This window comes from Actinomadura verrucosospora (assembly GCF_039540335.1).
Classification (GTDB): Bacteria; Actinomycetota; Actinomycetes; order Streptosporangiales; family Streptosporangiaceae; genus Spirillospora; species Spirillospora verrucosospora.
In genome coordinates, this window is the sequence record NZ_BAABEV010000029.1 from 27628 (window position 1) to 48886 (window position 21259).

General features: G+C 74.7%; 23 protein-coding genes. 6 read left to right on the forward strand and 17 right to left on the reverse strand.

Annotated features, from left to right (window positions below; genetic code table 11):
- The first annotated feature begins 8 nt into the window (after positions 1-8).
- Entirely contained in the window at positions 9-341 is a 333-nt protein-coding gene (locus ABD944_RS27115) for a MerR family transcriptional regulator (protein ID WP_345181292.1), read from the forward strand.
- A 14-nt stretch (positions 342-355) separates the two neighbouring features.
- Here ABD944_RS27115 and ABD944_RS27120 read toward each other — a convergent pair whose 3' ends face one another.
- The gene (locus tag ABD944_RS27120) at positions 356-1105 is read right to left on the reverse strand and encodes a ZIP family metal transporter (RefSeq protein ID WP_345181294.1); all 750 of its coding nucleotides are present in this window, start codon (positions 1103-1105) and stop codon (positions 356-358) included.
- 192 nt (positions 1106-1297) lie between these two features.
- On the opposite strand from ABD944_RS27120, the gene ABD944_RS27125 reads away from it, so the two are divergent.
- Together ABD944_RS27125 and ABD944_RS27130 are read left to right on the forward strand one after the other, a co-directional pair.
- Positions 1298-1984: a pentapeptide repeat-containing protein gene (locus tag ABD944_RS27125; protein ID WP_345181297.1), complete on the forward strand. Its 687-nt coding sequence runs from the start codon at positions 1298-1300 to the stop codon at positions 1982-1984.
- 64 nt (positions 1985-2048) lie between these two features.
- On the forward strand, positions 2049-2438 hold the full coding sequence (locus tag ABD944_RS27130; RefSeq protein ID WP_345181299.1) for a DUF302 domain-containing protein: 390 nt from the start codon (positions 2049-2051) through the stop codon (positions 2436-2438).
- Positions 2439-2448: 10 nt separating this feature from the next.
- Here the strand turns inward: ABD944_RS27130 and ABD944_RS27135 are convergent, their stop codons facing one another.
- Positions 2449-2799, reverse strand: coding sequence for a cupin domain-containing protein (locus tag ABD944_RS27135; protein WP_345181301.1), 351 nt, complete (start codon positions 2797-2799; stop codon positions 2449-2451).
- A 39-nt stretch (positions 2800-2838) separates the two neighbouring features.
- On the opposite strand from ABD944_RS27135, the gene ABD944_RS27140 reads away from it, so the two are divergent.
- From ABD944_RS27140 to ABD944_RS27150, 3 genes are all read left to right on the forward strand, one after another.
- Positions 2839-3387, forward strand: a complete 549-nt coding sequence (locus ABD944_RS27140) for a MarR family winged helix-turn-helix transcriptional regulator (RefSeq protein WP_345181304.1) — start codon at positions 2839-2841, stop codon at positions 3385-3387.
- Positions 3388-3420: 33 nt separating this feature from the next.
- A complete protein-coding gene (locus ABD944_RS27145) occupies positions 3421-3714 on the forward strand; it encodes a DUF1330 domain-containing protein (protein ID WP_345181306.1) in 294 nt (97 codons plus the stop codon).
- Between the two features lie 231 nt (positions 3715-3945).
- Entirely contained in the window at positions 3946-5160 is a 1215-nt protein-coding gene (locus ABD944_RS27150) for an MFS transporter (protein ID WP_345181310.1), read from the forward strand.
- Here the strand turns inward: ABD944_RS27150 and ABD944_RS27155 are convergent.
- The 15 genes from ABD944_RS27155 to ABD944_RS27225 form a co-directional block, all read right to left on the reverse strand.
- On the reverse strand, positions 5081-5665 hold the full coding sequence (locus tag ABD944_RS27155) for an SPFH domain-containing protein (protein ID WP_345181313.1): 585 nt from the start codon (positions 5663-5665) through the stop codon (positions 5081-5083). The genes ABD944_RS27150 and ABD944_RS27155 overlap by 80 nt on opposite strands.
- 126 nt (positions 5666-5791) lie before the next feature.
- Positions 5792-8512, reverse strand: coding sequence for a sensor histidine kinase (locus tag ABD944_RS27160; protein ID WP_345181315.1), 2721 nt, complete (start codon positions 8510-8512; stop codon positions 5792-5794).
- Between the two features lie 32 nt (positions 8513-8544).
- On the reverse strand, positions 8545-9453 hold the full coding sequence (locus tag ABD944_RS27165; RefSeq protein ID WP_345181318.1) for a potassium-transporting ATPase subunit C: 909 nt from the start codon (positions 9451-9453) through the stop codon (positions 8545-8547).
- 1 nt (position 9454) lies between these two features.
- A complete protein-coding gene (kdpB, locus tag ABD944_RS27170) occupies positions 9455-11629 on the reverse strand; it encodes a potassium-transporting ATPase subunit KdpB (RefSeq protein ID WP_345181321.1) in 2175 nt (724 codons plus the stop codon).
- A complete protein-coding gene (gene kdpA / locus ABD944_RS27175; protein ID WP_345181323.1) occupies positions 11626-13296 on the reverse strand; it encodes a potassium-transporting ATPase subunit KdpA in 1671 nt (556 codons plus the stop codon). Before kdpA ends, kdpB begins: the two co-directional genes overlap by 4 nt.
- Positions 13297-13386, reverse strand: coding sequence for a K(+)-transporting ATPase subunit F (kdpF, locus tag ABD944_RS27180; RefSeq protein WP_345181326.1), 90 nt, complete (start codon positions 13384-13386; stop codon positions 13297-13299).
- A 170-nt stretch (positions 13387-13556) separates the two neighbouring features.
- Positions 13557-14174 carry a V-type ATP synthase subunit D gene (locus ABD944_RS27185; protein WP_345181328.1) on the reverse strand — a complete coding sequence of 206 codons (618 nt, stop codon included), beginning with the start codon at positions 14172-14174 and terminating at the stop codon, positions 13557-13559.
- Positions 14171-15580, reverse strand: a complete 1410-nt coding sequence (locus ABD944_RS27190; RefSeq protein WP_345181330.1) for a V-type ATP synthase subunit B — start codon at positions 15578-15580, stop codon at positions 14171-14173. The genes ABD944_RS27185 and ABD944_RS27190 overlap by 4 nt, the downstream gene beginning before the upstream one ends.
- On the reverse strand, positions 15577-17085 hold the full coding sequence (locus ABD944_RS27195) for a V-type ATP synthase subunit A (protein ID WP_345181333.1): 1509 nt from the start codon (positions 17083-17085) through the stop codon (positions 15577-15579). Before ABD944_RS27195 ends, ABD944_RS27190 begins: the two co-directional genes overlap by 4 nt.
- Positions 17070-17594, reverse strand: a complete 525-nt coding sequence (locus ABD944_RS27200) for a V-type ATP synthase subunit E family protein (protein ID WP_345181336.1) — start codon at positions 17592-17594, stop codon at positions 17070-17072. The genes ABD944_RS27195 and ABD944_RS27200 overlap by 16 nt, the downstream gene beginning before the upstream one ends.
- A complete protein-coding gene (locus ABD944_RS27205) occupies positions 17591-17821 on the reverse strand; it encodes a hypothetical protein (protein ID WP_345181338.1) in 231 nt (76 codons plus the stop codon). Before ABD944_RS27205 ends, ABD944_RS27200 begins: the two co-directional genes overlap by 4 nt.
- Positions 17818-18069 carry an ATP synthase subunit C gene (locus ABD944_RS27210; RefSeq protein WP_345181340.1) on the reverse strand — a complete coding sequence of 84 codons (252 nt, stop codon included), beginning with the start codon at positions 18067-18069 and terminating at the stop codon, positions 17818-17820. Before ABD944_RS27210 ends, ABD944_RS27205 begins: the two co-directional genes overlap by 4 nt.
- Entirely contained in the window at positions 18054-19481 is a 1428-nt protein-coding gene (locus ABD944_RS27215) for a V-type ATPase 116kDa subunit family protein (RefSeq protein WP_345181343.1), read from the reverse strand. Before ABD944_RS27215 ends, ABD944_RS27210 begins: the two co-directional genes overlap by 16 nt.
- Positions 19468-20391, reverse strand: a complete 924-nt coding sequence (locus tag ABD944_RS27220; RefSeq protein WP_345181347.1) for a hypothetical protein — start codon at positions 20389-20391, stop codon at positions 19468-19470. The genes ABD944_RS27215 and ABD944_RS27220 overlap by 14 nt, the downstream gene beginning before the upstream one ends.
- A complete protein-coding gene (locus ABD944_RS27225; protein WP_345181350.1) occupies positions 20388-20822 on the reverse strand; it encodes a hypothetical protein in 435 nt (144 codons plus the stop codon). The genes ABD944_RS27220 and ABD944_RS27225 overlap by 4 nt, the downstream gene beginning before the upstream one ends.
- Positions 20823-21259: the final 437 nt, after the last annotated feature.

The window sequence follows — 21259 nt, forward strand, 5'->3', positions numbered from 1 at the left end:
AGGTGCATGTGAACGCAGGTCAACTGCTCGACCGGCTCCCTGGGTTGACGTACCGGCAGCTCGACAGATGGACCAACGCCGGCTACCTGCGCGCGACGCAGGCGGGCGAAGGCGCGGGCCACGCCCGCGACTACAGCGCCGAGGAGGTCCGCGTCGCCGCGCTGATGGTCCGCCTCCACGGCGCGGGGCTGAACGTGGCCTCCTCCCACCGCGCGGCCCGCGCCCTGGCCGCCGGGCGGTCGGCGGTCCTGGCCCCGGGGGTCGAGGTGGTCGTGCACGACGGGGCCCCGGCCGCCGAGCCGCCCGAGGGGTCGTCCGGAGGGCCCCTCGCGGCCGCGTGAGGCGGCCGGGCGGCTCAGGCGTGCGACAGGGCGAACGCCGCCAGGAACCCCACGACCATGATCAGGCCGGTGAACAGGTGGGTGTCCTCGTAGGCCTCGGGGATCATCGTGTCGGCGATCATGGTGAGGATGGCGCCGCCGGCCAGGGCGGTGATGCCGGCCAGGACGTCGGCGGAGGCCCCGCCGAGCACCGTGTAGCCCGAGACCGCCGCCAGGGCGCTGATCACCGCGATCCCGCTCCACAGCCCGAAGACGTACCCGCGGCCGCGTCCCGCGCGGCGCATCCCCGAGGCGCTGGACAGTCCCTCGGGCACGTTGCTGATGAACACCGCGACCACGGTGACCACGCTGACCGCGCCGCCGCCCAGGAGGCTCGTGCCGATCACGATGGACTCGGGCACGCCGTCCAGCAGCGCGCCCAGCGCGATCGCGCCGCCCGAGCCGGGCCGCTGCTCCTCCGACGGCTGCTGCCCGCCCGACCGCTTGCGGTGCCGCGCGCCCCTCCAGGCCAGGACGGCGTTGGCGCCCGCGTAGAGCACCGCGCCGATCACCGCGCCGATCGCCGTCGGGGTCAGCCCGCCCTTCTCATGCGCCTCGGCGATGAGGTCGAACGACACCGCCGACAGCAGCACGCCGCTGCCGAACGCCATCACACTCGCGACGATGCGGGCCGGGACCGGCACGAGGTAGCCGACCAGGGCCCCCATCACCAGCGCCGACCCGGCCAGCAGGCCCCACCCTCCGGCCTGCAACGCTCCCTGCACGGCTCTCCCTTCCGTCCACGACCGCCACGCGAACGCCGGTGCCGGCGCCCTGGCGCGGATCCAGACCCCGCCGACGCTCTGCTACCCGCAAATTTCCCGCAAAACGTTGACCGGCCCTGCTCGATGGTGCTGTGTACTGGGAGACCCGCACCCCGCGCAACCTGCGGGCGGCCGGCTAGTAGGGTCGGCCGCATGCCCGCTCGTACCCCCGCCTCGTCCCCGGTGAGAGAGCCCAGGCCACCGCGCATCCCCCGCAGCCTCACGCCCGCCGGGAAGGTCGAGCGGCACATCCGGCACGACGGGAAGTACCTGTCGCTGGAGTACGGCGCGGACGCCCTCTCCATGGACGACCCGGACGGTGTCGAGGACGTCGAGTTCGAACGCTGCCGGTTCACCCAGACCGGCTTCTCCGGGTTGGTCCTGCACAGGGCGGGGTTCGCCGACTGCGCGTTCAGCGACGCCGACCTGGCGAACCTGCGGGCGTTCAACTCGCGGATGTTCAACACGCGGATCGCGAACGCGCGGATGACGGGGATGCAGCTCGCCGAGAGCGGGCTGCGCGAGGTGCTGGTCGAGGGGTGCCGCGCCGACCTCACCGGGTTCAGGCACGCGCATCTGCGGGACGTGGTGTTCCGCGACTGCAACCTGACCGAGGCGACCTTCCAGGCCGCCGAGATGACCGACGTCCGGTTCGAGAACTGCCGGCTCGGCGGCGCCCAGTTCTCCAAGGCCAGGATGAGGACGGTCCGGTTCCGCGGCTGCGACCTGCGCGGCGTCGCCGGCCTGGACTCCTTCCAGGGGGCGATCGTCGCGAGCGGCGACGCCATGAGCCTCCTGGACGCGTTCGCCGCGGAGCTCGGCATCACCATCGAGGACTGACCGGCCCGAAGGAGCCGATGCGTCGGCCGAGCCGCACGGGGAAGGGTTCCCTGGGGGGAGCATCATGGGTTACGCGATCAGCGTCCGCCTGCGCCGGCCGTTCGGCGAGACGGTCGAGCAGGTGCGCGCGGTCCTGAAGGACCAGGGCTTCGGCGTGCTGACCGAGATCGACGTGCGGGCCACCCTGCGCGAGAAGCTCGGCGAGGCGATGGAGGACTACCTCATCCTGGGGGCCTGCAACCCGCGGCTCGCCCACCGTGCGCTCGGCGTCGACCGGCGGATCGGCCTGCTGCTGCCCTGCAACGTCGTGGTGCGTACCGACGGCGACGACACCGTCGTGGAGGCGATGGACCCGCAGGTGATGGTGTCGGTCAGCGAACAGCGCGACCTCGGACCGGTCGCCGACGAGGCGGCGGAGCGGCTGGCCGCCGCGCTGAGGCGGCTGGACGCCTGACCCTCCTCGCTCAGCCGCCGGGGAACTCGATCTCGGCGGCCTCGCCGGCGCCGAGCAGGAAGTACCCGAGGAACGTCACGCCGTCCTCCCCGGCGTCGAAGCGCGCGATCCGGGCGCCCTCGGGCTCGTGGAACACGTCGCCGGGACGCAGGACGGCCGCGGCCTCGCCTTCGATCTGGTAGACGACCGACCCGGTCTCGACGCTGCCGAAGACCGGTCCGTTGTGCACGTGCAGTCCGGCCGCCCTGCGGGGCGCGATGGTGATGCGCCTGACGGCCGTGCCCGGCCCGGACAACTGCGCGTCGATGGAGGCCCGCATCTCCTCGGCGGTCCGGTCGATGGCGGCGCGAGCGAGTTCCATTTACATAAACTATGAATATAAAAGCGCTATGCTTCGGGCATGGATCGTCACGCCGCCGCTCCCGGCGCGTCCGCCGCCATCGGGGAAGCCCTCTACGGCCTGGCCACCAGGGCCGCGAGACGCCTGCCCCGGGACATGAGCCTGACGTCCGCCGCCACCCTGGCCACCCTGGACCGGACCGGCCCGCGGCGCATCACCGACCTGGCCGCGGTCGAGGGCGTCACCCAGCCCGCGATGACCGCCCTGGTCCGGGTGATGGAGGAGTCCGGCCTGGTCGAGCGGCGGGGCGACGCGTCCGACAGGCGGGTCACGCTGGTATGCCTGACCGAGGCCGGGGCCTCCTACGTCCGGACGCGGCGCCAGGCGGGCGTCCAGACCTTCGAGCGATTGATCGGCGAGCTCACCGGCGACGAGGTCGAGGCGCTGGTGGCGGCCCTTCCGGCGCTGAAGCATCTGGCAGAGTTCGAATGCCAGGACCGCGAAGGGCCGGCCGTCACGCCCGAGAGCGGGACGTCGAGCGCCATGGCGATCACGACGCCGACAAGCCTCGCTCTCGCCCGCCGACGCTCGTCCGAGACCAACCCGTAAGTCAGATGCACTCATCCCAACACTGGAGGTTCCATGCCCAAGGGCTACTGGGTCAGCGCCTACCGCACCATTTCAGACCCCGAGAAGCTGGCTGCTTACAACAAGCTGGCCGGTCCGGCCGTCAAGGCCGGGGGCGGCCGGGCCCTCGTCCGTGGCGGCCGGGTCGAGGCGCATGACGCCGGAATCGCCGAGCGCACCGTCCTGATCGAGTTCGACAGCTTCGAGCAGGCCGTCGCGGCGCACGAGAGCGCGGCCTACCAGGAGGCGCTGGCCGCCCTCTCCGACGGCGTCGAGCGCGACTTCCGCATCGTCGAGGGCATCGACTGACCGAGGTCCAGGCGGATCTTCACTTACGCGTGGACCGGCCGGAGACGATGCCGGCGGGGGGCAGGACGGCGGCGATCTTATTGTCGTACCCCCAACAGGGTCGGCGACGTTGACGTCGTGAACCCGCCAGACCTGGGCCGTTACCGCCTGTTGAGTGGGCAGGCACGACCACTCCCCCTCACAGGACGGAACCCGATGTCAACAGTGACCGCCTCGGCCGACGGCTCTCCCATGTCAGCTCGGTCGGGCTCGAACAACTGGCCGGCGGTGGTCTCGGTGATGATGGGGATCTTCGCGATCGTCACCACCGAGATCCTGCCGATCGGGCTGCTGACGTCCATCGGCTCCGGCTTCACCGTCTCCGACGGGACGGCCGGGCTGATGATGACCATGCCCGGCTACCTCGCGGCGGCGGCCGCGCCCACGGTCACCGTCGCGACGGCGCGGATCGACCGGCGGCTCATGCTGTGCGCCTGCATGTTCCTGCTGGCGGCGGCGAACTTCATCGCCGCGGCCGCCCCGGCGTTCTGGGCGGTGCTCGTCTCACGCGTCCTCGTCGGGGTGGTCATCGGCGGCTTCTGGTCGATCGGCGCGGGCCTCGCCGACCGGCTGGTCCCCGCACGGTCGGCGCGCCGGGCGACGGCGGTCGTCTTCTCGGCCGTCCCGCTGGGATCGGTTCTCGGCGTGCCGCTCGGGACGCTGATCGGAGACCTCGCGGGCTGGCGGACCAGCTTCGCGGTCATGGGCCTGCTGTCCGTGGCGGTGCTCATCGCGCTCGCCGTGCTCGTCCCCCCGCTGCCTGCGGAGGGGGCCACCCGCCTCACCGCGCTGCGCGGCATGGTGCGCGGCCTCGACACACGTCGCGCGCTCCTGGTGACCGTCCTGGTCGTCCTCGCGCACTTCGGCGCCTACACCTACGTCACGCCCTTCCTGGAACGGGTGACGCAGGTGTCCCCGGGGCTGATCACGGTGTTCCTGCTGGCCTACGGTGCCGCGGGCATCCTGGGCAACTTCCTGGCGGGCACGGCTCTGGCCCGCCATCCGCACGCCACCTTCGGCGCGGCCGGAGGTCTGATCGCCATCGCCACCCTGGCGCTTCCTCTTCTGGGGCGATGGGATCTTGGCGCCCTCACGCTGCTCATCCTGTGGGGCGCCGGCTACGGGGCGGTCCCGGTCTGTTCGCAGACCTGGTTCGCCAGAGCCGCCCCGCACGCGCCGGAGGCGGCATCCGTCCTTTTCACGGCCTCGTTCCAGGCGACGCTGTCGACCGGCGCCCTGGTCGGCGGGGTCATCATGGACCGCACCTCCCCTTCGACGGTCATGATGCTGGGCGGAGCCACCGCGGCCGTCATGGTGGTGGCCGTGGTCAGCGGGCGGCCTCGCCGGTCAGCCAGCGGTGAAGCGCCGGGAGGGGCACGTCGGCCCGGACGACCTCCAGCGCGGTGATCTTCAGGCCCCACTCGGCGACGGCGGCGTCCAGGTCGGCGGCCAGGGGGTTAGCCCGGCCGGGAAGCAGGTCGCCGAGTTCGTTCAGGCGCCGCTGGGCCACGTGGCGGCGCAGGCGGCCCTCCACGATGACGCTGATCGCGGCCGTCTGGGGAACCGGCCGCAGCGCGCAGCGGGCGGGATCCGACACCGACACCAGGGCCACGGCCTTCAGCCGCAGGGGCACCCCCTCGCGGGTGGGGGCCTCCAGCCATATGTCGAGGGGTCCCCATCGCATGGGGACGCGGACCGAGCGGTGCACGCCCGGCACCACCAGCGTGCGGCCGGGCCCCCGCACCGTGGGAGGGCCGCCCAGGCGGGAGACCACCAGGCGCTCCCCCTCGGGGACGACCCGCAGCGACGCGACGGCCAGCATCGTGATCAGGACGAGGCAGGCCAGGAGCGCCAGCGACGGCCACGTGAGGAAACCGGGCAGCAGTTGCTCCCTCGCGAGGCCCTTGGTCATGAACCCTCCCCCGCTGGTCCGGCGCTTCGCCTGGTCTCCTCAGCCTCCATCGTCACCGCCGGACGGCTGCCTTGCCATCGGGTGCGACCACCAGATCGTCCAGTCCTGCCCTGTATAACCGCACCGTCAGCCTTGCCCGGGTCCGTCCGGTGGGGGCGGGCGGTCCCTCCCGTGGCCGATGCGGTCGCGCCAGGCGGCGACCCGGTCGACGATCAGTGGGTCGGCGAGGTCGGATTCCGGCACGTCCCCGACCGGTGCGGCGGGCGGCTCCCCGGACGGAGGCGGGGGCCGCGGCGGGCGGGTCGGCATGGTGAGGACCATGGTCAGCCCGCCGCCGGGGGTCTCCTCGGGGGTGAGGTCGCCGTCCATGGCCTCGGCGAGGCCGCAGGCGAGGGCCAGGTCGACGCCGGCCTCGTCGTCCCGGCCGCCGAGGCGCCGGAGCGGCTGGAAGAGGCGGTCGCGGTCGCCGAGCCGGACCCCGGGCCCGCGGTCGATGACGCGGATCTCCAGGCGGTCGCCGAGAGCGCTGGCGGTGACGAGGACGGGTGCGCCCGGCGGGTTGAAACGGACGGCGTTGGCGATGACGTTGGCCAGGACGCGGCGCAGCAGGGCCGGGTCGGCGACCATGTCGGGCAGGCCCTCGGGGATGCGGAGCCCGACGGCCTCCCGGTCGTTCTCGCTGACGGCGCGGGGGACGGCGTCCCCGGCGGCGACCCGGCGCGGGGAGATGTCGAGCGAGCCGGACTGCAGACGACTCATGTCCAGCAGGTCGTCCACCAGATGGTCGAGCCGGGCCAGGGAGTCGGCGGCCGTGGCGACCGCGTCGTCGCGGCGCTCGCCGGGGGCGGGCGCGCCCGGGCCGCGCAGGCTCTCGACGGCGGCCCTCGCGGACGCCAGGGGGGCGCGCAGGTCGCGGCTGACGGTGGTGAGCAGCGCGGTGCGCATCTCCTCGGCGACCTCCAGCGGCCGGAGCCGCCGGGCCCGTTCGGTGAGGCGCCGGTGCTGCAGCGCGACGGCGGCCTGCGCGGCGAACGCCTCCAGGACGCGCCGGTCCGAGGCGGGCAGCGTCCGTCCCCGCAGGACGAGCGACAGGGTGCCGTCCTCGACCAGGACGTCGACCTCGCCGGCGTCCGGGCAGGTGCAGGGCTCGCCGCCGGTGCTGGCGACGACGTCCCAGCAGTCCGGGTCGCTGAGGCTGTCGGGGGTCACCGGCGCTTCGGGGTCGCGTTCCAGCAGCGTGACGGTGGTCAGCGCGAACGTCTCGCGGAGCCGTTCGAGGATGCCGCCGAGCGCGTCGTGGGGACGCCCGAGGGCGGTGACCGCGCCGTGCTCTCCGCGCAGGATGTCCCCCGCGAGGGTGGAGAGCACCTCCGCGTCGGCGCGGGCCCCGGCCACCTCTCTGCCGCGGCGGGCGGTGACGTCCACGACCGTGCTGACCGTCACCCCCACCACGACGAAGACGACGAGCTGGAGCAGCCCCTGGGTTCGGTCGACGGTGAACTGCCCGGTCGGCGGGGTGAAGAAGTAGTTCAGCAGCACCGAACCGCCGATGGCGGCGAACAGCGCGGGATACAGCCCGCCCACCAGGGCCACCCCGACCACCGCGGCCTGGAAGAGCAGGATGTCGCTGGCCAGGGGCACCTGCCAGCGCATCTGCACCAGCAGGAGGGTCAGCAGCGGCAGCCCGGCGGCGGCCAGCGCGAACCCGGCGTACCGGCGGACGGACGGAAGGCCCGCCGCCCGGTGCGCCCTCCAGCGGCGCCCCTGGCCGATCTCCTCGTGGGTGACGAGGTGCACGTCGATGGATCCGGACCGCGCCGTCGTCGTGACGCCGACGCCGGGCGAGAACATCTGCGCGACCTTTCCGCGCCGGGACGCCCCCAGGACGAGCTGGGTGGCGTTGACGCCGCCGGCGAAGTCCAGCAGCGCGTCCGGCACGTTCGCGCCGACGACCTGGTGGTAGCTGCCGCCGAGGCTCTCCACCAGGGCGCGCTGCCGGGTCAGGTTCGCCGGGCTCACGCCGGCCAGCCCGTCGCTGCGCGCGACGTGGACGGCCAGCAGGTCGGCGCCCTTGGTGCGGGCGGCGACGCGGGCGGCGCGGCGGATCAGGGTGTCGCCCTCCGGCCCGCCGGTGAGCGCCACGACGACGCGTTCCCGCGCCTCCCACGTCCCGGCGATGCCGTGGTCGGCGCGGTAGCGGTCGAGCTGGTCGTCGACCTTGTCGGCCAGCCACAGCAGCGCCAGCTCGCGCAGGGCGGTGAGGTTGCCGGGCCGGAAGTAGTTGCCGAGGGCGGCGTCGATCCTCTCGGGCGGGTAGACGTTGCCGTGCGCCATCCTGCGGCGCAGCGCCTCGGGGGTCATGTCGACGAGTTCGACCTGGTCGGCGCGGCGGACGACCTCGTCCGGGACGGTCTCGCGCTGCGGCACGCCGGTGATCTGCTCGACGACGTCGTTCACCGACTCCAGGTGCTGGACGTTGACGTTGGTGACGACGTCGATGCCGGCGTCCAGGATCTGCTCGATGTCCTGCCAGCGCTTGGCGTGGCGGGAGCCGGGCACGTTGGTGTGGGCCAGCTCGTCGATGAGCGCGACCTGCGGGTGCCGGGCGATGACGGCGCCGGTGTCCATCTCGGTGAAGCTCGCGCCGCGGTAGGACACGGCGGCGCGCGGGACGATCTCCAGCCCCTCCAGGAGCGCGGCGGTGCGGGGCCGGCCGTGGGTCTCCACGAAGCCGACGACCACGTCGGTCCCGCGGCCGGCGCGGCGGCCGCCTTCGGCGAGCATCGCGTAGGTCTTACCCACGCCGGGCGCCGAGCCCAGGTAGACGCGCAACCTGCCGCGTGCCATCACACCTCCAGTCGCCGAGGCCCCTCGCGGGGTCAGCCGCGGACCGGGTACATCCGGTCCAGCGCGATGTTCAGCCTGAGGACGTTCACCCTGGGCTCGCCCATGAAGCCGAGGTCGCGGCCGTCGGTGCTTGCCTGGACCAGCCGCTTCACCTGGCCGGGGGTGACGCCGCGGGCCCGGGCGACCCGGCCGGTCTGGAGGGCGGCGTAGGCGGGCGAGATGTGCGGGTCCAGGCCGCTGCCACTGGCGGTGACCGCGTCGGCCGGGACGGCCGGATCGGCGGGGGCGCCGCCCCTGACGGCGACGACCAGGCCGTCGGCGTAGTTCGCGCCGGGACGGGCCGGTTCCACGGGAACGCCCCTGTAGGCGGCGATGAACGGAGCCTTCACCACGCCCTGCTCCTCGTTCAGGCTGACCACCCGGGTCGGGTGCGGGACGGTGCCGTCGGCCGCGCGGCGCCCGAACACCGCCAGCACCGCGCCGACCCCGCCCGGGGTGCAGAACGGGCGCGCACCGCTGACGCCTTCGAGGGCGCCGACGGCCTTGCTCCGCGAGCAGACCCGGGTGAGCAGGCTCAGCCTGGCACTCTCCCCCGCCGCGGCCGTCTCCGGACCGGGCAGGGTGTCCACGATGTCCTCGGGTCCCAGGTTACTCGCGGCCGTCGAGGTCGGGTCGTATCCGCTCCCGGCCTCCGACGGGCGGCTCTGGAAGTACTGCCTGAGCGGGATCCCGCCCCTGCCGGTGAACGACTGGCCGATCAGGGCGCTGCCGACCGTCCGGCCGCGCAGCGAGACGGTCGAGCCGCCGGCGCGGCTCTGGAGGCCGGGCGCCTGCGCGACCGCGAAGACGGCGAGCGGGTAGGCGACGCCGCACACGGCCGTCAGCACGAGCAGGGCGCGCAGCGCGGCGAGGTGCTGCCGGACCCAGCTCGGATATGACATGTCACGACATCCCGGGTAGTAGCCGGATGACCAGGTCGATGAGCTTGATCCCGGCGAAGGGCGCGACGATGCCGCCGAGCCCGTAGACGCGGAGGTTGCGCGACAGCAGCCTGGACGCGCTGCTCGGCCGGTACCGCACCCCGCGCAGCGCCAGCGGGATCAGCGCGACGATGATCAGGGCGTTGAACACCACGGCCGACAGGATCGCCGACTGCGGGCTGGGCAGACGCATGACGTTGAGCGCGTCCAGGCCCGGGTACAGCCCGGCGAACATCGCCGGGATGATGGCGAAGTACTTGGCGATGTCGTTGGCGATGGAGAACGTGGTCAGCGCCCCCCGCGTGATCAGCAGCTGCTTGCCGATCATCACGATCTCGATCAGCTTGGTCGGGTCGGAGTCGAGATCGACCATGTTCCCGGCCTCCTTGGCGGCGGAGGTGCCGGTGTTCATCGCCACCCCCACGTCGGCCTGGGCGAGCGCCGGGGCGTCGTTGGTGCCGTCCCCCGTCATCGCGACCAGGCGGCCGCCCTCCTGCTCCTTCTTGATCAAGGCGAGCTTGTCCTCGGGCCGGGCCTCGGCGAGGAAGCCGTCCACGCCCGCCTCGTCCGCGATCGCCCTGGCCGTGAGCGGGTTGTCCCCGGTGATCATGACGGTGCGGATGCCCATCCGGCGCATCTCCTCGAACCGCTCCCGCATCCCCGCCTTCACCACGTCCTTGAGGTGGATGACGCCGAGGACCCTGGCCGCGCCGTGCGCGACCTCGCCGACGACCAGCGGAGTGCCGCCGGAGGCGGAGATGCCGTCCACGACGCGGCTCAGCTCGGCGGGCACGGTCCCGCCCCGCCGGCGCACCCAGTCGGCGACCGCCCCGGCCGCGCCCTTGCGCAGCATCCTGTCCGGCCCGCGGTCCCCGGGCTCGCCCAGGTCGACGCCGCTCATCCGGGTCTGCGCCGAGAACGGCACCCACCGCGCCTGCGACAGCTCGCCCGGCGAGCGCTCCCGCAGGCCGTACCGCCGCTTGGCGAGCACCACCACCGAGCGGCCCTCGGGCGTCTGGTCCGCGAGGCTGGACAGCTGCGCCGCGTCGGCCAGCTCGTCATCGCCGACGCCCTGGACGGGCAGGAACTCCGCCGCCTCCCGGTTCCCGAGGGTGATGGTGCCGGTCTTGTCCAGCAGCAAAGTGTTGACGTCGCCCGCCGCCTCCACCGCGCGCCCCGACATCGCCAGCACGTTCCTCTGGACCAGCCGGTCCATGCCCGCGATCCCGATCGCCGACAGCAGCGCACCGATCGTCGTCGGGATCAGGCACACCAGCAGCGACACCAGCACGATCCCGGTCACCCCGTTGGCGTTCAGGGCGAGGCTGTCGCCGACTCCGGGGTTGATGGCCCTGGAGAAGATCGCCAGCGGCTGCAGCGTCGCCACCGCCAGAAGGAAGATGACCGTCAGCGCGGTGAGCAGGATGTGCAGGGCGATCTCGTTGGGGGTCTTCTGCCGGCTCGAACCCTCCACCAGCGCGATCATCCGGTCGACGAACGACTCCCCCGGCCGCTGGGTGATCTTCACGACGATGCGGTCCGAGAGCACCCTGGTCCCGCCCGTCACCGCCGAGCGGTCCCCGCCCGACTCCCGGATCACCGGGGCCGACTCCCCCGTGATCGCCGACTCGTCCACGCTCGCGATGCCCTCGACCACGTCCCCGTCACCGGGGACGACCTCCCCCGCCTCGACGACGACATGGTCGCCCTCCCGCAGCCGCGTGGCGGCGACCGCCTCCTCCCCGGCCCGCTCCCGGCCCGGCGTCCAGTCGAGCAGGCGGCGGGCCACGGCGTCGGTCTTCGCCTTGCGCAGCGAGTCGGCCTGCGCCTTGCCGCGGCCCTCGGCCACCGCCTCCGCGAGGTTGGCGAACAGCACCGTGAGCCAGAGCCACACCGCGATCGACCAGGCGAAGACGCTCGGGCGCAGGCCGGCCAGGACCGTGGTGAACACCGCGCCCACCTCGACGATCAGCATGACGGGGTTGTGCCACAGCGTGCGCGGGTCGAGCTTGGCCGCCGCGTCCGGCAGGGATCTCAGCACCTGCTTCGGGTCGAGCAGGCCGCCCCGTGCCCTGCCGCCGCGGCGTTCCGGCGGCCGCGGCGAGGGGCCCGTCGAACGGCGGACCCGCGCGGTCATGCGTGGATGCCTTCGGCGAGCGGTCCCAGCGCCAGCGCGGGCAGGAACGTCAGGGCGACGAGGACGACGGTGACGCCGACGACCAGCCCGACGAACTGCGGCCGGTGCGTGGGCAGCGTGCCCTCCGAGGCGGGGGCGCGGCCCTGCCTCGCCAGCGACCCCGCGAGCGCCAGCACGAAGACCATGGGGAGGAACCGGCCGAGGGCCATGCAGAGCCCCAGCGCCGTGTCGTACCAGAGGGTGCCGGAGGCCAGTCCGGCGAACGCCGAGCCGTTGTTGTTGGACGCCGAGGTGAACGCGTACAGCACCTCCGACAGGCCGTGCGGCCCGGGGTTCAGGATCCCGGCCCTGCCGTCGCCGGTCGCCATCGCCGCTCCCGTGCCGACCAGCACCAGGATCGGGGTGGTCAGGAAGTACAGCGCGGCGAACCTGATCTCCCGCGACCCGATCTTCTTGCCCAGGTACTCGGGCGTGCGGCCCACCATCAGCCCCGCCACGAACACGGTGACGACCGCCAGGATCAGGATCCCGTACAGGCCCGAGCCGACGCCGCCGGGCGCCACCTCGCCCAGCATCATGCCGACCATCGCCATCATGCCGCCGAGACCGGTGTAGGAGTCGTGCGCCGAGTCCGTCGCCCCCGTCGACGTCATCGTCGTGCCGGTGGCGAAAGCCCCGGAGTCCGGCACCCCGAACCGGGTCTCCACGCCCTCCGTCGCGGCGCCGATCGCGGTCGGGACCGTGCCGTGGTGCATGAACTGGAAGACCTGCAGGAGCACGGCGCTGACGATCGCCAGCGCCGCCATCACCGAGACGAGAGCGTAGCCCTGCCCGTTGTCGCCGACCATCCGGCCGAACGTGCGCGGCAGCGAGAACGCGATGACCAGGAGCAGGAAGACCTCCAGCCAGTTCGTCCAGGCGGTGGGGTTCTCGAACGGGTGGGCGGAGTTGACGGCGTAGAAGCCGCCGCCGTTCGTCCCGAGCAGCTTGATCGCCTCCTGGCTCGCCACCGGCCCGCCCGTCAGCGTCTGGGCGCCGCCCGCGATCGTGCGCACCACGTGGTGCGCCGGATCCCAGAAGTTCTGCACCGCCCCGCCGGCCACCAGGACGAGCGCGGCGAGGAACGCGACGGGCAGCAGGATCCGCAGGGTGCCGCGGAGCAGGTCGACCCAGAAGTTGCCCACGTGGTCGGTCCGCTTGCGGGCGAAGCCCCGCACCAGTGCGACGGCGACGGCCATGCCGACGGCGGCGGACGCGAAGTTCTGCACCGCCAGGCCCGCCATCTGCACCAGGTCGCCCATCGTCGACTCGCCCGCGTACGACTGCCAGTTGGTGTTCGTCACGAAGCTGACCGCCGTGTTCCACGCCTGGCCCGGCCCGACCGGCGGGAACCCCAGGCTCAGCACCAGGTGGTTCTGCAGCCGCTGCAGCCCGTAGAGGAACAGGACGCCGACGGCCGAGAACGCCAGGACGCTGCGCGCGTAGACGGGCCAGGTCTGCTCGGCGTCCGCCGCGACCCCGGTCAGCCGGTAGACGATCCGCTCGACGCGTGCGTGCCGCGTGCCGGTGTAGACGCGGTACATGTAGTCGCCCAGCGGCCGGTACACCGCCGCCAGAGCGAGGACGAGGGAGGCGATGAAGACGGTTCCGGCGGCGGTCGGGCTCATCTAGAAACGCTCCGGGAAGAGCAGGGCGATGATCAGGAAGACGGTCAGCACCGCGGCCAGCACGAGACCGATCGCGTTCTCGGCCGTCACAGCCTCTCCAGTCCCTTCACCACGAGGGCGAGCAGGACGAAGACCGCCACCGTCAGCAGAACGAACACGACGTCGCCCATGGTCGTCTTCCTTCCAGGAGCGCATGAAGCAAAGCGCCCGCTCGGGGAGTTTTGGCGGAACTTGACGGCCTCTTAGCGGCCGGGCCGGATTCAGGGACGGCCGTCCGGGCGGCCCTCGCGGCCGGCGAGGAGGCGCAGGCGGGCGCCGTCCTCGCGTTCGCGCTCCTCCAGGGCGGCCTCGATCTCGGTCAGGGCGGCGCGCAGCCGGGGAAGGCGGCGGCGTTCGATCGCGCGGACGCGCTGCCGCGTGGCGGCCACCTCGGCGTCGACGGCGGCCGCCGCCGCGGTCGCGGCGGCGTGGGCGCAGGCGGCTTCGAGCGCGGCCCGGCAGGCCCGCCGCGCGGGCGCCACCGCGGTGCCGGACGGCGACGGCGCGGGCCGGTCGGGCAGGTCGAAGACGATGCGCCGGGGGTAGGTCACGCCCATGAGGACGGCGTGCTCCACGGTCAGCTCGGCCCGGTCACCGGTCGAGGCCAGGGGCAGCACCCGGCGCCCGCCCAGCAGCGTGGCGCGGTTCAGCAGCCTGTCGGCCTCCCGGCAGCGGCGCTCCCAGTCCTCGCTCGTGGCGCGGGCGAGCCGGTGCAGGCCGTCCTGCTCGTCCCGCAGGATGCCGAGCTTGCGTTCCAGCAGGTCGAGGGCGGCCTCGGCGGCCGCGATGCGCCGGCGGTGCCAGAGGCGTCCCGCGCGTCCTCGCGGCCCCGTGCTCACCGCTCGCGCCCGAGGTGCTCGTCGATCGCCTCGGCGGGCAGCATGGTGAGCTCGCGGCGCGGCAGTGCCGCGAGCGCCCGCCATGCCAGGTCCAGGGTCTCTTCCAGCGGGCGGGCCTCCGCCCTGCCCTGGGAGATGAGGGTCTCCCGGCAGGCGCGCTCGAAGTCGAGGTAGTGGCGGTCGGTGTCGCTGAGGGCGCCGGCCCCGACGAGCTCGCCGAGTTCGCGGGCGCGGCGCGCCCCGGCGAGCGCGGCCGTCGTCTGCGCGGCGACGTCGAGGTGGTCGGCGCGGGTGCGGCCGGGCCCGGCGGCCTTGCGCATGAGCCGCGACAGCGACTCCAGCGCGTCGACGGGCGGGTACACGCCGAGCGCGTGCAGGTCGCCGGACAGGACGATCTGGCCCTCGGTGATGTAGCCCGTGAGGTCGGGCACGGGGTGGGTGATGTCGCCGCCGGGCATGGTCAGCACGGGGACGAGCGTGACCGATCCGGGGCGTCCGCGGACGCGGCCGCAGCGCTCGTAGAGGGAGGCCAGGTCGCTGTAGAGGTAGCCGGGGTAGGCGCGGCGCGCGGGGATCTCGCCGCGGGCGGCCGACACCTCGCGCAGCGCCTCGCAGTAGGACGTCATGTCGCCCATGACGACCAGGACGTGCCGGCCCTCCTGGAAGGCCAGGTGCTCGGCCACGGTCAGCGCGATGCGCGGAGTGACGATCCTCTCGATCACGGGGGCGTCGGCCAGGTTGAGCAGCAGCACCAGCTCGCCGGACGCCGACCGTCCTTCCAGGGTCTCCCGGACGGCGGCGGCGTCGGCGTGGGTCAGGCCCATCGCGGCGAAGACGACGCAGAACGGCTCGTCGCCCGCCGACGCCTGCGCCGCGATCTGGGCGGCCAGCTCCAGGTGCGGGAGGCCCGCGCGGGAGAAGACCGGCAGCTTCTGGCCCCTGGCGAGCGTGGTGAGCGCGTCGATGGCGGAGACGCCGGTCAGCACCGGCTCGGCGGGCGGCTCGCGGTGCACGGGGTTGAGGGGGACCCCGGCGACGGGGGCGGCGGCGCCCAGCACCGGCGGGCCGCCGTCGAGCGGCTGCCCCATCCCGTCGCAGACCCGCCCGAGCCAGGCCGTCCCGACCGGGACGCGCAGCGGCGCGCCGCTGAAGGTGACGCGCATGCCTTCGGTGCTCATGCCGCCCGTTCCCTCCAGCACCTGCACCAGGACCCGGTCGCGCGCGGTGTCCAGCACGAGCCCGTGGCGGTCGTCCTCCGCCGCCTCGCCGTCCGCCGCGTCCCCGTCCCGTCCGACCCGGATGTCGGCGAACTCGTCCCACCCCACGTCCCCGGCGCCCGTGACGACCACGAGCGGTCCGCGCACCCGCGCTATGCCGGTGTAGGACGGTCTCGGCCAGTCGGTCACCGCAGGCCGTCCAGCCTGGCCAGGACCGCGTCCCGGCGGTCGCGGACGTCCGCCGGGGCCGCGGCGTCCTCGCGGGCCCGCACGAGGGGCGAGTAGTCCAGGTCCTCGATCGCCGACACGGCGACGCCTCCGCCGACCAGGTCCTGGCACCGGTCCGCCACGGCGATCACGGCATCGGTCAGCGCGGCGGTGCGCTCGGGGGTGCAGGACGCGTCTGTGGGGCTGAGGGCGCTCTGCTGCAGGACGCCTTCCCGCAGCAGGCGCCCGGCCAGGAGCGTCACCCTTTCGGCGGCGGGCAGGGTGCCGGTGCCGACGAGCTCGGCGAGGGCGGTCAGGCGGTCGGCCTCCGCCAGCAGCCCCGACGTGCGCGCGCGGCGGCGCGCCCACTCGGGGTCCCCGGCGTCGGCGTGGGCGCGGGCCACGGCCGGGACGTCCCGCGCGAAGGATCCCGACCAGGACACCGCGGGGTAGTGCCGCGAGTACGCCAGATCCTTGTCCAGGCTCCAGCGCGCCCGCACGAACCGCTCGGTGTAGGCGGTGACGGGCTCGGTCATGTCGCCGCCCGGCGGGGACACCGCGCCGATGACGGTGACCGACCCCTCGGCGCCGCCGCGCGTCCGGACCCGCCCCGCGCGCTCGTAGAAGGCGGCGAGCGCGGACGGCAGCGCGGCCGGATACCCCTCCTCGCCGGGCAGCTCGCCGGCCCGCGAGGCGAACTCGCGCAGGGCCTCGGCCCAGCGGGAGGTGGAGTCGGCGATGACGACGGCGTCCTTGCCCTGGTCGCGGAAGTACTCGGCCACGGTGACGCCGCTGTGCACGCTCGCCTCGCGGGCCATCATCGGCATGTTGGAGGTGTTGGCGATGACCACGGTGCGGTCGGTGAGCCGGCCACCCGTGCGCGGGTCGTCCAGCTCCGCCAGCTCCTCGAGCACGTCGGCCATCTCGTTCCCGCGCTCGCCGCACCCGACATAGACGATCACGTCGGCGTCGCACCACTTGGCGACCTGCTGGAGCAGCATCGTCTTGCCCGTGCCGAAGCCGCCGGGGACGGCGACCGTCCCGCCGAACGGCACGGGGAAGAGCAGGTCGATGACGCGCTGGCCGGTGTGCAGGGGGGCGCCGGCGTCCAGCCGCTCGGCGTAGGGGCGCGGCCGCCGGATCGGCCAGTGCTCGGCCCGGTCCGCGTCCGCCCGCACGGCGCGGGCCGAGGGGTCGAGCCAGACCCCCGCGCCGCTCAGCGGGCGCAGCAGGCCGTCGAAGACGCCGCCGAGCAGGTGCGCGCCCAGCGGCGCGGACAGGGCGCGGCCGGTCGTGGCGGCCGGCGCGCCGGGAGCGAGGCCGCCGGTGTACTCGTAGGCCTGGACGGTGGCCGCGGCGCCCTCCAGAGCGACGATCTCCCCGGGGAGACGGGCCGGGCCGAGCTCGACCACGTCGTTCATCGCGGCGCCGCGCATCCCGGCGGTCTCCACGAGGGGCCCGTTGACGCGGGTCACCTCGGCGCCCACAGGTCCGCCACCTCCGTCCCGAGGGCCGCCAACGCCCGGTCCGCCAGGGCGCCCGCGGACAGGTCCAGCTCCGCGTCGGGGACGCGGGCGACCAGACCGCCCCCGCCCGCCCGCTCGACCCGCGCGCCGGATCCGAGCAGCGCCCGGGCCCGCGCCGCCAGCGCCGCCCGGTTCGCGGGGGCGTCCGGGCCGTCGAACAGGGCCCGGACCTCGCCGCCGACCCGTCGGCGCAGCTCCTCGTAGGCCCGCCTGCGCGCGCCGAGGACGATCGCCCGGGACTCCGCGCGCGCCCGGGACCGCGCCGCCGCAGCGGCCAGTGCCCCGTCGGCGCGTCCCTCCGCCCGCGCGCCGTCCAGAATCCGGGACGCCTCGGCGCGGGCCTCGTCCACGATGGCGGCGGCGTCGCGCTCGGCACCGGCGACCAGGCGGGCGGCCTCGGCGCGGGCGCCGTCCGCCAGCGCCTCGCGCACCGGGGCGAGCGCGCTCGCGATGCCCTTGCCGCCCGTCACGGCGGCATCACCACGGTCACGACCCCGGGACGCCGGCGGCGCGCGTCCCCCAGGACCGCGGCCGCCGCCGGCGTCAGCACGACCACGGCCGCCCGGTCGCCGAGCGCCTCCCAGGCGGACCGGACCTCGCCGGGGCCGTCCGCCGGGCTGACCAGCGCCCCGGCGAGGCCGTAGCCCTCCACGCGGGCCCGCTCCCCCAGCACGGCGACGCGGCCTGCGGCGGTCATGCCTTCCCGATCAGGATGATGCCGATGATCAGGCCGTAGATGGCGATGCCCTCGGCCAGCCCGACGATGACCATCGCGCGGCCGAACAGCTCGGGACGCTCGCTCAGCGCGGCGAGCGCCGCGGCGCCGGTGTAGGCGACCGCGACGCCCGCGGCGATCGAGGCCCCGGCGACCGCGATCCCCGCGCCCACGAACGGGGCCCAGTTCGCGGCCGCCACCTGCCCGGCCGCCATCACACCCGTGGACACGGAGCGTCCACCTCCTCTGCCGTCATGCGAATGTGCCAGGGCCGGAACGGCCGGCCCTGCGTGGTGAAGAGCCGCGAGAACAGCTCGTAGTACTCCAGCCGGAGCGCCTGCACCCCGGCGACGAGCGCCTCCAGGGCGAACGTCAGCGCCGTCCCCAGGACGAAGACGGCCGCGGCGGCGGCCCGCGCGACGCCGCCGTGGTGCCACAGCGCGGCGGTCCCCGTCCAGACGACCGCGGCCAGCGCGGCGTGCGTCAGGCCGAACGCCGCCAGGCGCGCGAACGACACCACGTTGGCGCCCAGCCGCACGACCAGGTCGAACAGCTCCACGACCGCTTCGACCGCGCCCGTCCCGCCGCCGCCCGCCCTGGCGAGGAAGCCGGCGAGGGCGAGCGCCAGCCCGAGGACCGCGACGGCCGCGCCGGCGAGGGCGGCGGCGGGCCGGTGGAGGTAGCCGCCCGCGGCGAGGGCGCCGATCCCGACGAAGACCGAAGCGCCGGAGATGCCCGAAGGCTCGTACAGCGCGGCGGACCAGCCCCCCTCCCTCCACCGGTTGACGATGCCCAGCGCGTAGGCGCCGGCGAGCAGCACCGCCCCGAGACCCACCGCGGAGACCAGGAGCTCTACCGGGCTGTCGAGCGGCGACAGCCACAGCCGCGGGACGACACGGGTCGGGCCGAAGAACTCCCCGTACAGCACGCCGAAGACCGTGCCGGTGGCGCCCGCGCCCAGCAGGAACGGCCACGCCCGCCGCCAGCGCGCCGGCCGGCGCGGGCGGCCCGCGACCAGGGCCGCGGCCGCCGCCATCAGCATCAGCCCGTGGCCCGCGTCGCCGAACATGATCCCGAACATCAGGACGTAGGCGGCCCACGCGAGCGGGGTGGGATCGAGGTCGGCGTAGGGGACGGGACCGTAGGTCGCCACCAGCGGGACGAGGGAACCGCGCAGGCTCTCCCTGCGGTCCTCCCCCGCCAGCAGGGACGGCGCCTCCACGCCGCGCGGGTGCGGCAGCCGCACCAGGGCGGCGCCGACCTCGGCGAGCCGGGCGGCGAGCGCCGCCTGGGCCGCGCGGGGCGTCCAGCCGACGGCCGCGGCCACCTGTCCCTTGCGGACCGCGGCGGCGGCGCGCTCTCGGAGCCGGGCTTCGCCTTCGAGCAGGTCGGGGCGGTTCCACTCGGCCAGTCGCCGCGGATCGGGAGCCGACGGCAGGACGGCCGGTTCCAGGGCCGCGGCCTCCGCCCGCTGCGGTGAACGTGCCGTGTCGTCGCGTGCGCCCTGCGGGCGGCGTCCCGGATCGAGCTCGACCACCCCGGCGTCCGCCACCCGCGCCAGGGCGTCGCGCAGCGCGTCGGCGGGGGCCACGACCGCGACGCGCGCCATCCGCACCGGCCGCAGGCCCTCAGGCCACCTCATCGTAGGCCTCCACCGGTCCGCCGCCGAGCGCCGCCGTCTCCAGCGCGGCGCGCACCCGCCGGACGTCGGCGGCCATCACGGCCACCGCGCCGACGACCGGGCCGAGGCCGAACGCCGAGCCCCGCAGCAGCGCGCCGCCGTCCTGCTCCAGCCGCCGCCAGCAGCGCGTCTCGGCCTGCCAGAGGTCGGCCGGGTCGTCGATGCCCTCCAGGGCCCAGCGGACGCCCCGGGGCAGCCGATCGGCCATGGCGGGGATGTCGGGCGCCTCCACCGCCGCGCCGCCGAGCAGCCTGCGAGCCCGTACGAGGGCGGCTTCGGGGAGGACCCTGCCGTCGCCGAACCGCTCCCCCGCGACCAGCACGGCCGCCGCCCCCGCCGCCCAGGCGCCGGCGTGCGTACCGAGCCCGGAGACGCGCGAGGCCCACGACAGCCGGAGGAACAGCCTGATGTCGTACGGATCGGCCTCCCCGGGGTCGCCCCAGGGGGTGGCGGCGAGGCGCTCGCGCACCGCCCCCGCGTCCGGGGCGTCCGCCAGCGCCGGCCATGCCGTCGCGAGCGCGCCGAGCGCGTACGGCTCCTCGGCGGGCCGCCCCTCCAGCCGCTGGAGCAGGCCGTCGATCCCGGCGATCTCGAACCATCCGGCCAGGGCCCGCAGGGCGATCACGCCGCGGGGCGGCAGCCAGCCCGCCAGCACGCGCAGATCCCAGAGCAGCGATTCCGCGACCGCGTGCTGCGCCGCGTCCAGCGTCGGCCCGGCGGGAAGCCGCCTCCCGTAGGGGGTCGCCGCCAGGCTCGCGAGCGCCTCGGCGAGGGAGCCCGCCCGCGCGATCGCCCTGACCCGCGCGGGGCCGAGCGCGTTCCGCGCGAGCGCCCGGGCCCGGACCTGGCCCGCGACGTACCCCGCGCTCACGGGGAGGCCCTCGTCTCGTCCAGGAAGCCCGCGACGAACCCCAGGGCGCGGGCCGCCAGTCCGTCCAGCCGAGTGGCGGCGACCTCCCGGATCCGCCCGGCTTCGTCTTCCGCGGCGACGCGCATGGCCCGCACTTCGTCCTCGACGGCCCGCAGAGCCTGGGCCGCGGCCGAGGCCCGTTCACCGGGCGCCGCGGTCCGCGCCTGCTCTACCAGGCCGGCCGCCTGCTCTCGCGCCGACCTCGTGAGGGTCAGCGCGAGGTCGTGCGCCACCGCCAGGGTGCGCCGCCGTTCCTGCTCCGCTTCCTCCAGCCGGGAGAAGACGGGCTCCAGCTCGTCCTCCACGGGGCGGGGCTCCGAGGGGACGGCGGCCGCGGCGCCCGGTGCTCCGGCAGGGCGGAAGCGCTGGAGAAGGTCGTGGAGTGCCGGCACCGTGCCTCCCCTGGACTCGCCCGCTCGGTCCCCTCATCCCCGGTGAAGGCGTCGCGAGCCGACACGGCCGGATGCCCCCTTCGCAGGACGAGTCCCCTCCACACCGGCGCACAAACAGCTATTTTCCGATCACAGGGAGTGACTTTCCCGTGGGCGCGCTCAGCCGGGCTTGGAGGCCGCGACGGCGTGCGGCGCGCCGGGAATCTCCCGGGCGCCCCGCGAGCAGGTGTGGTCGGCCATGAACCGGATCGCCTCGGCCGGGATGTGCCGACGGCCAGGCCTCTGCCCGGCACCAGGAGCGGAGCGCAAGGGAAAAGGGGTTTCGGCCACAGCCGGAACCCCTTCCCGGAGAATGGCGCACCGGCATCGCCGCCGGCGGGGCAGGCCAGTGCCAGTGTGGCGCGCGTTTCTGGCGCGCCGCTGTTTCCGCCATCGAC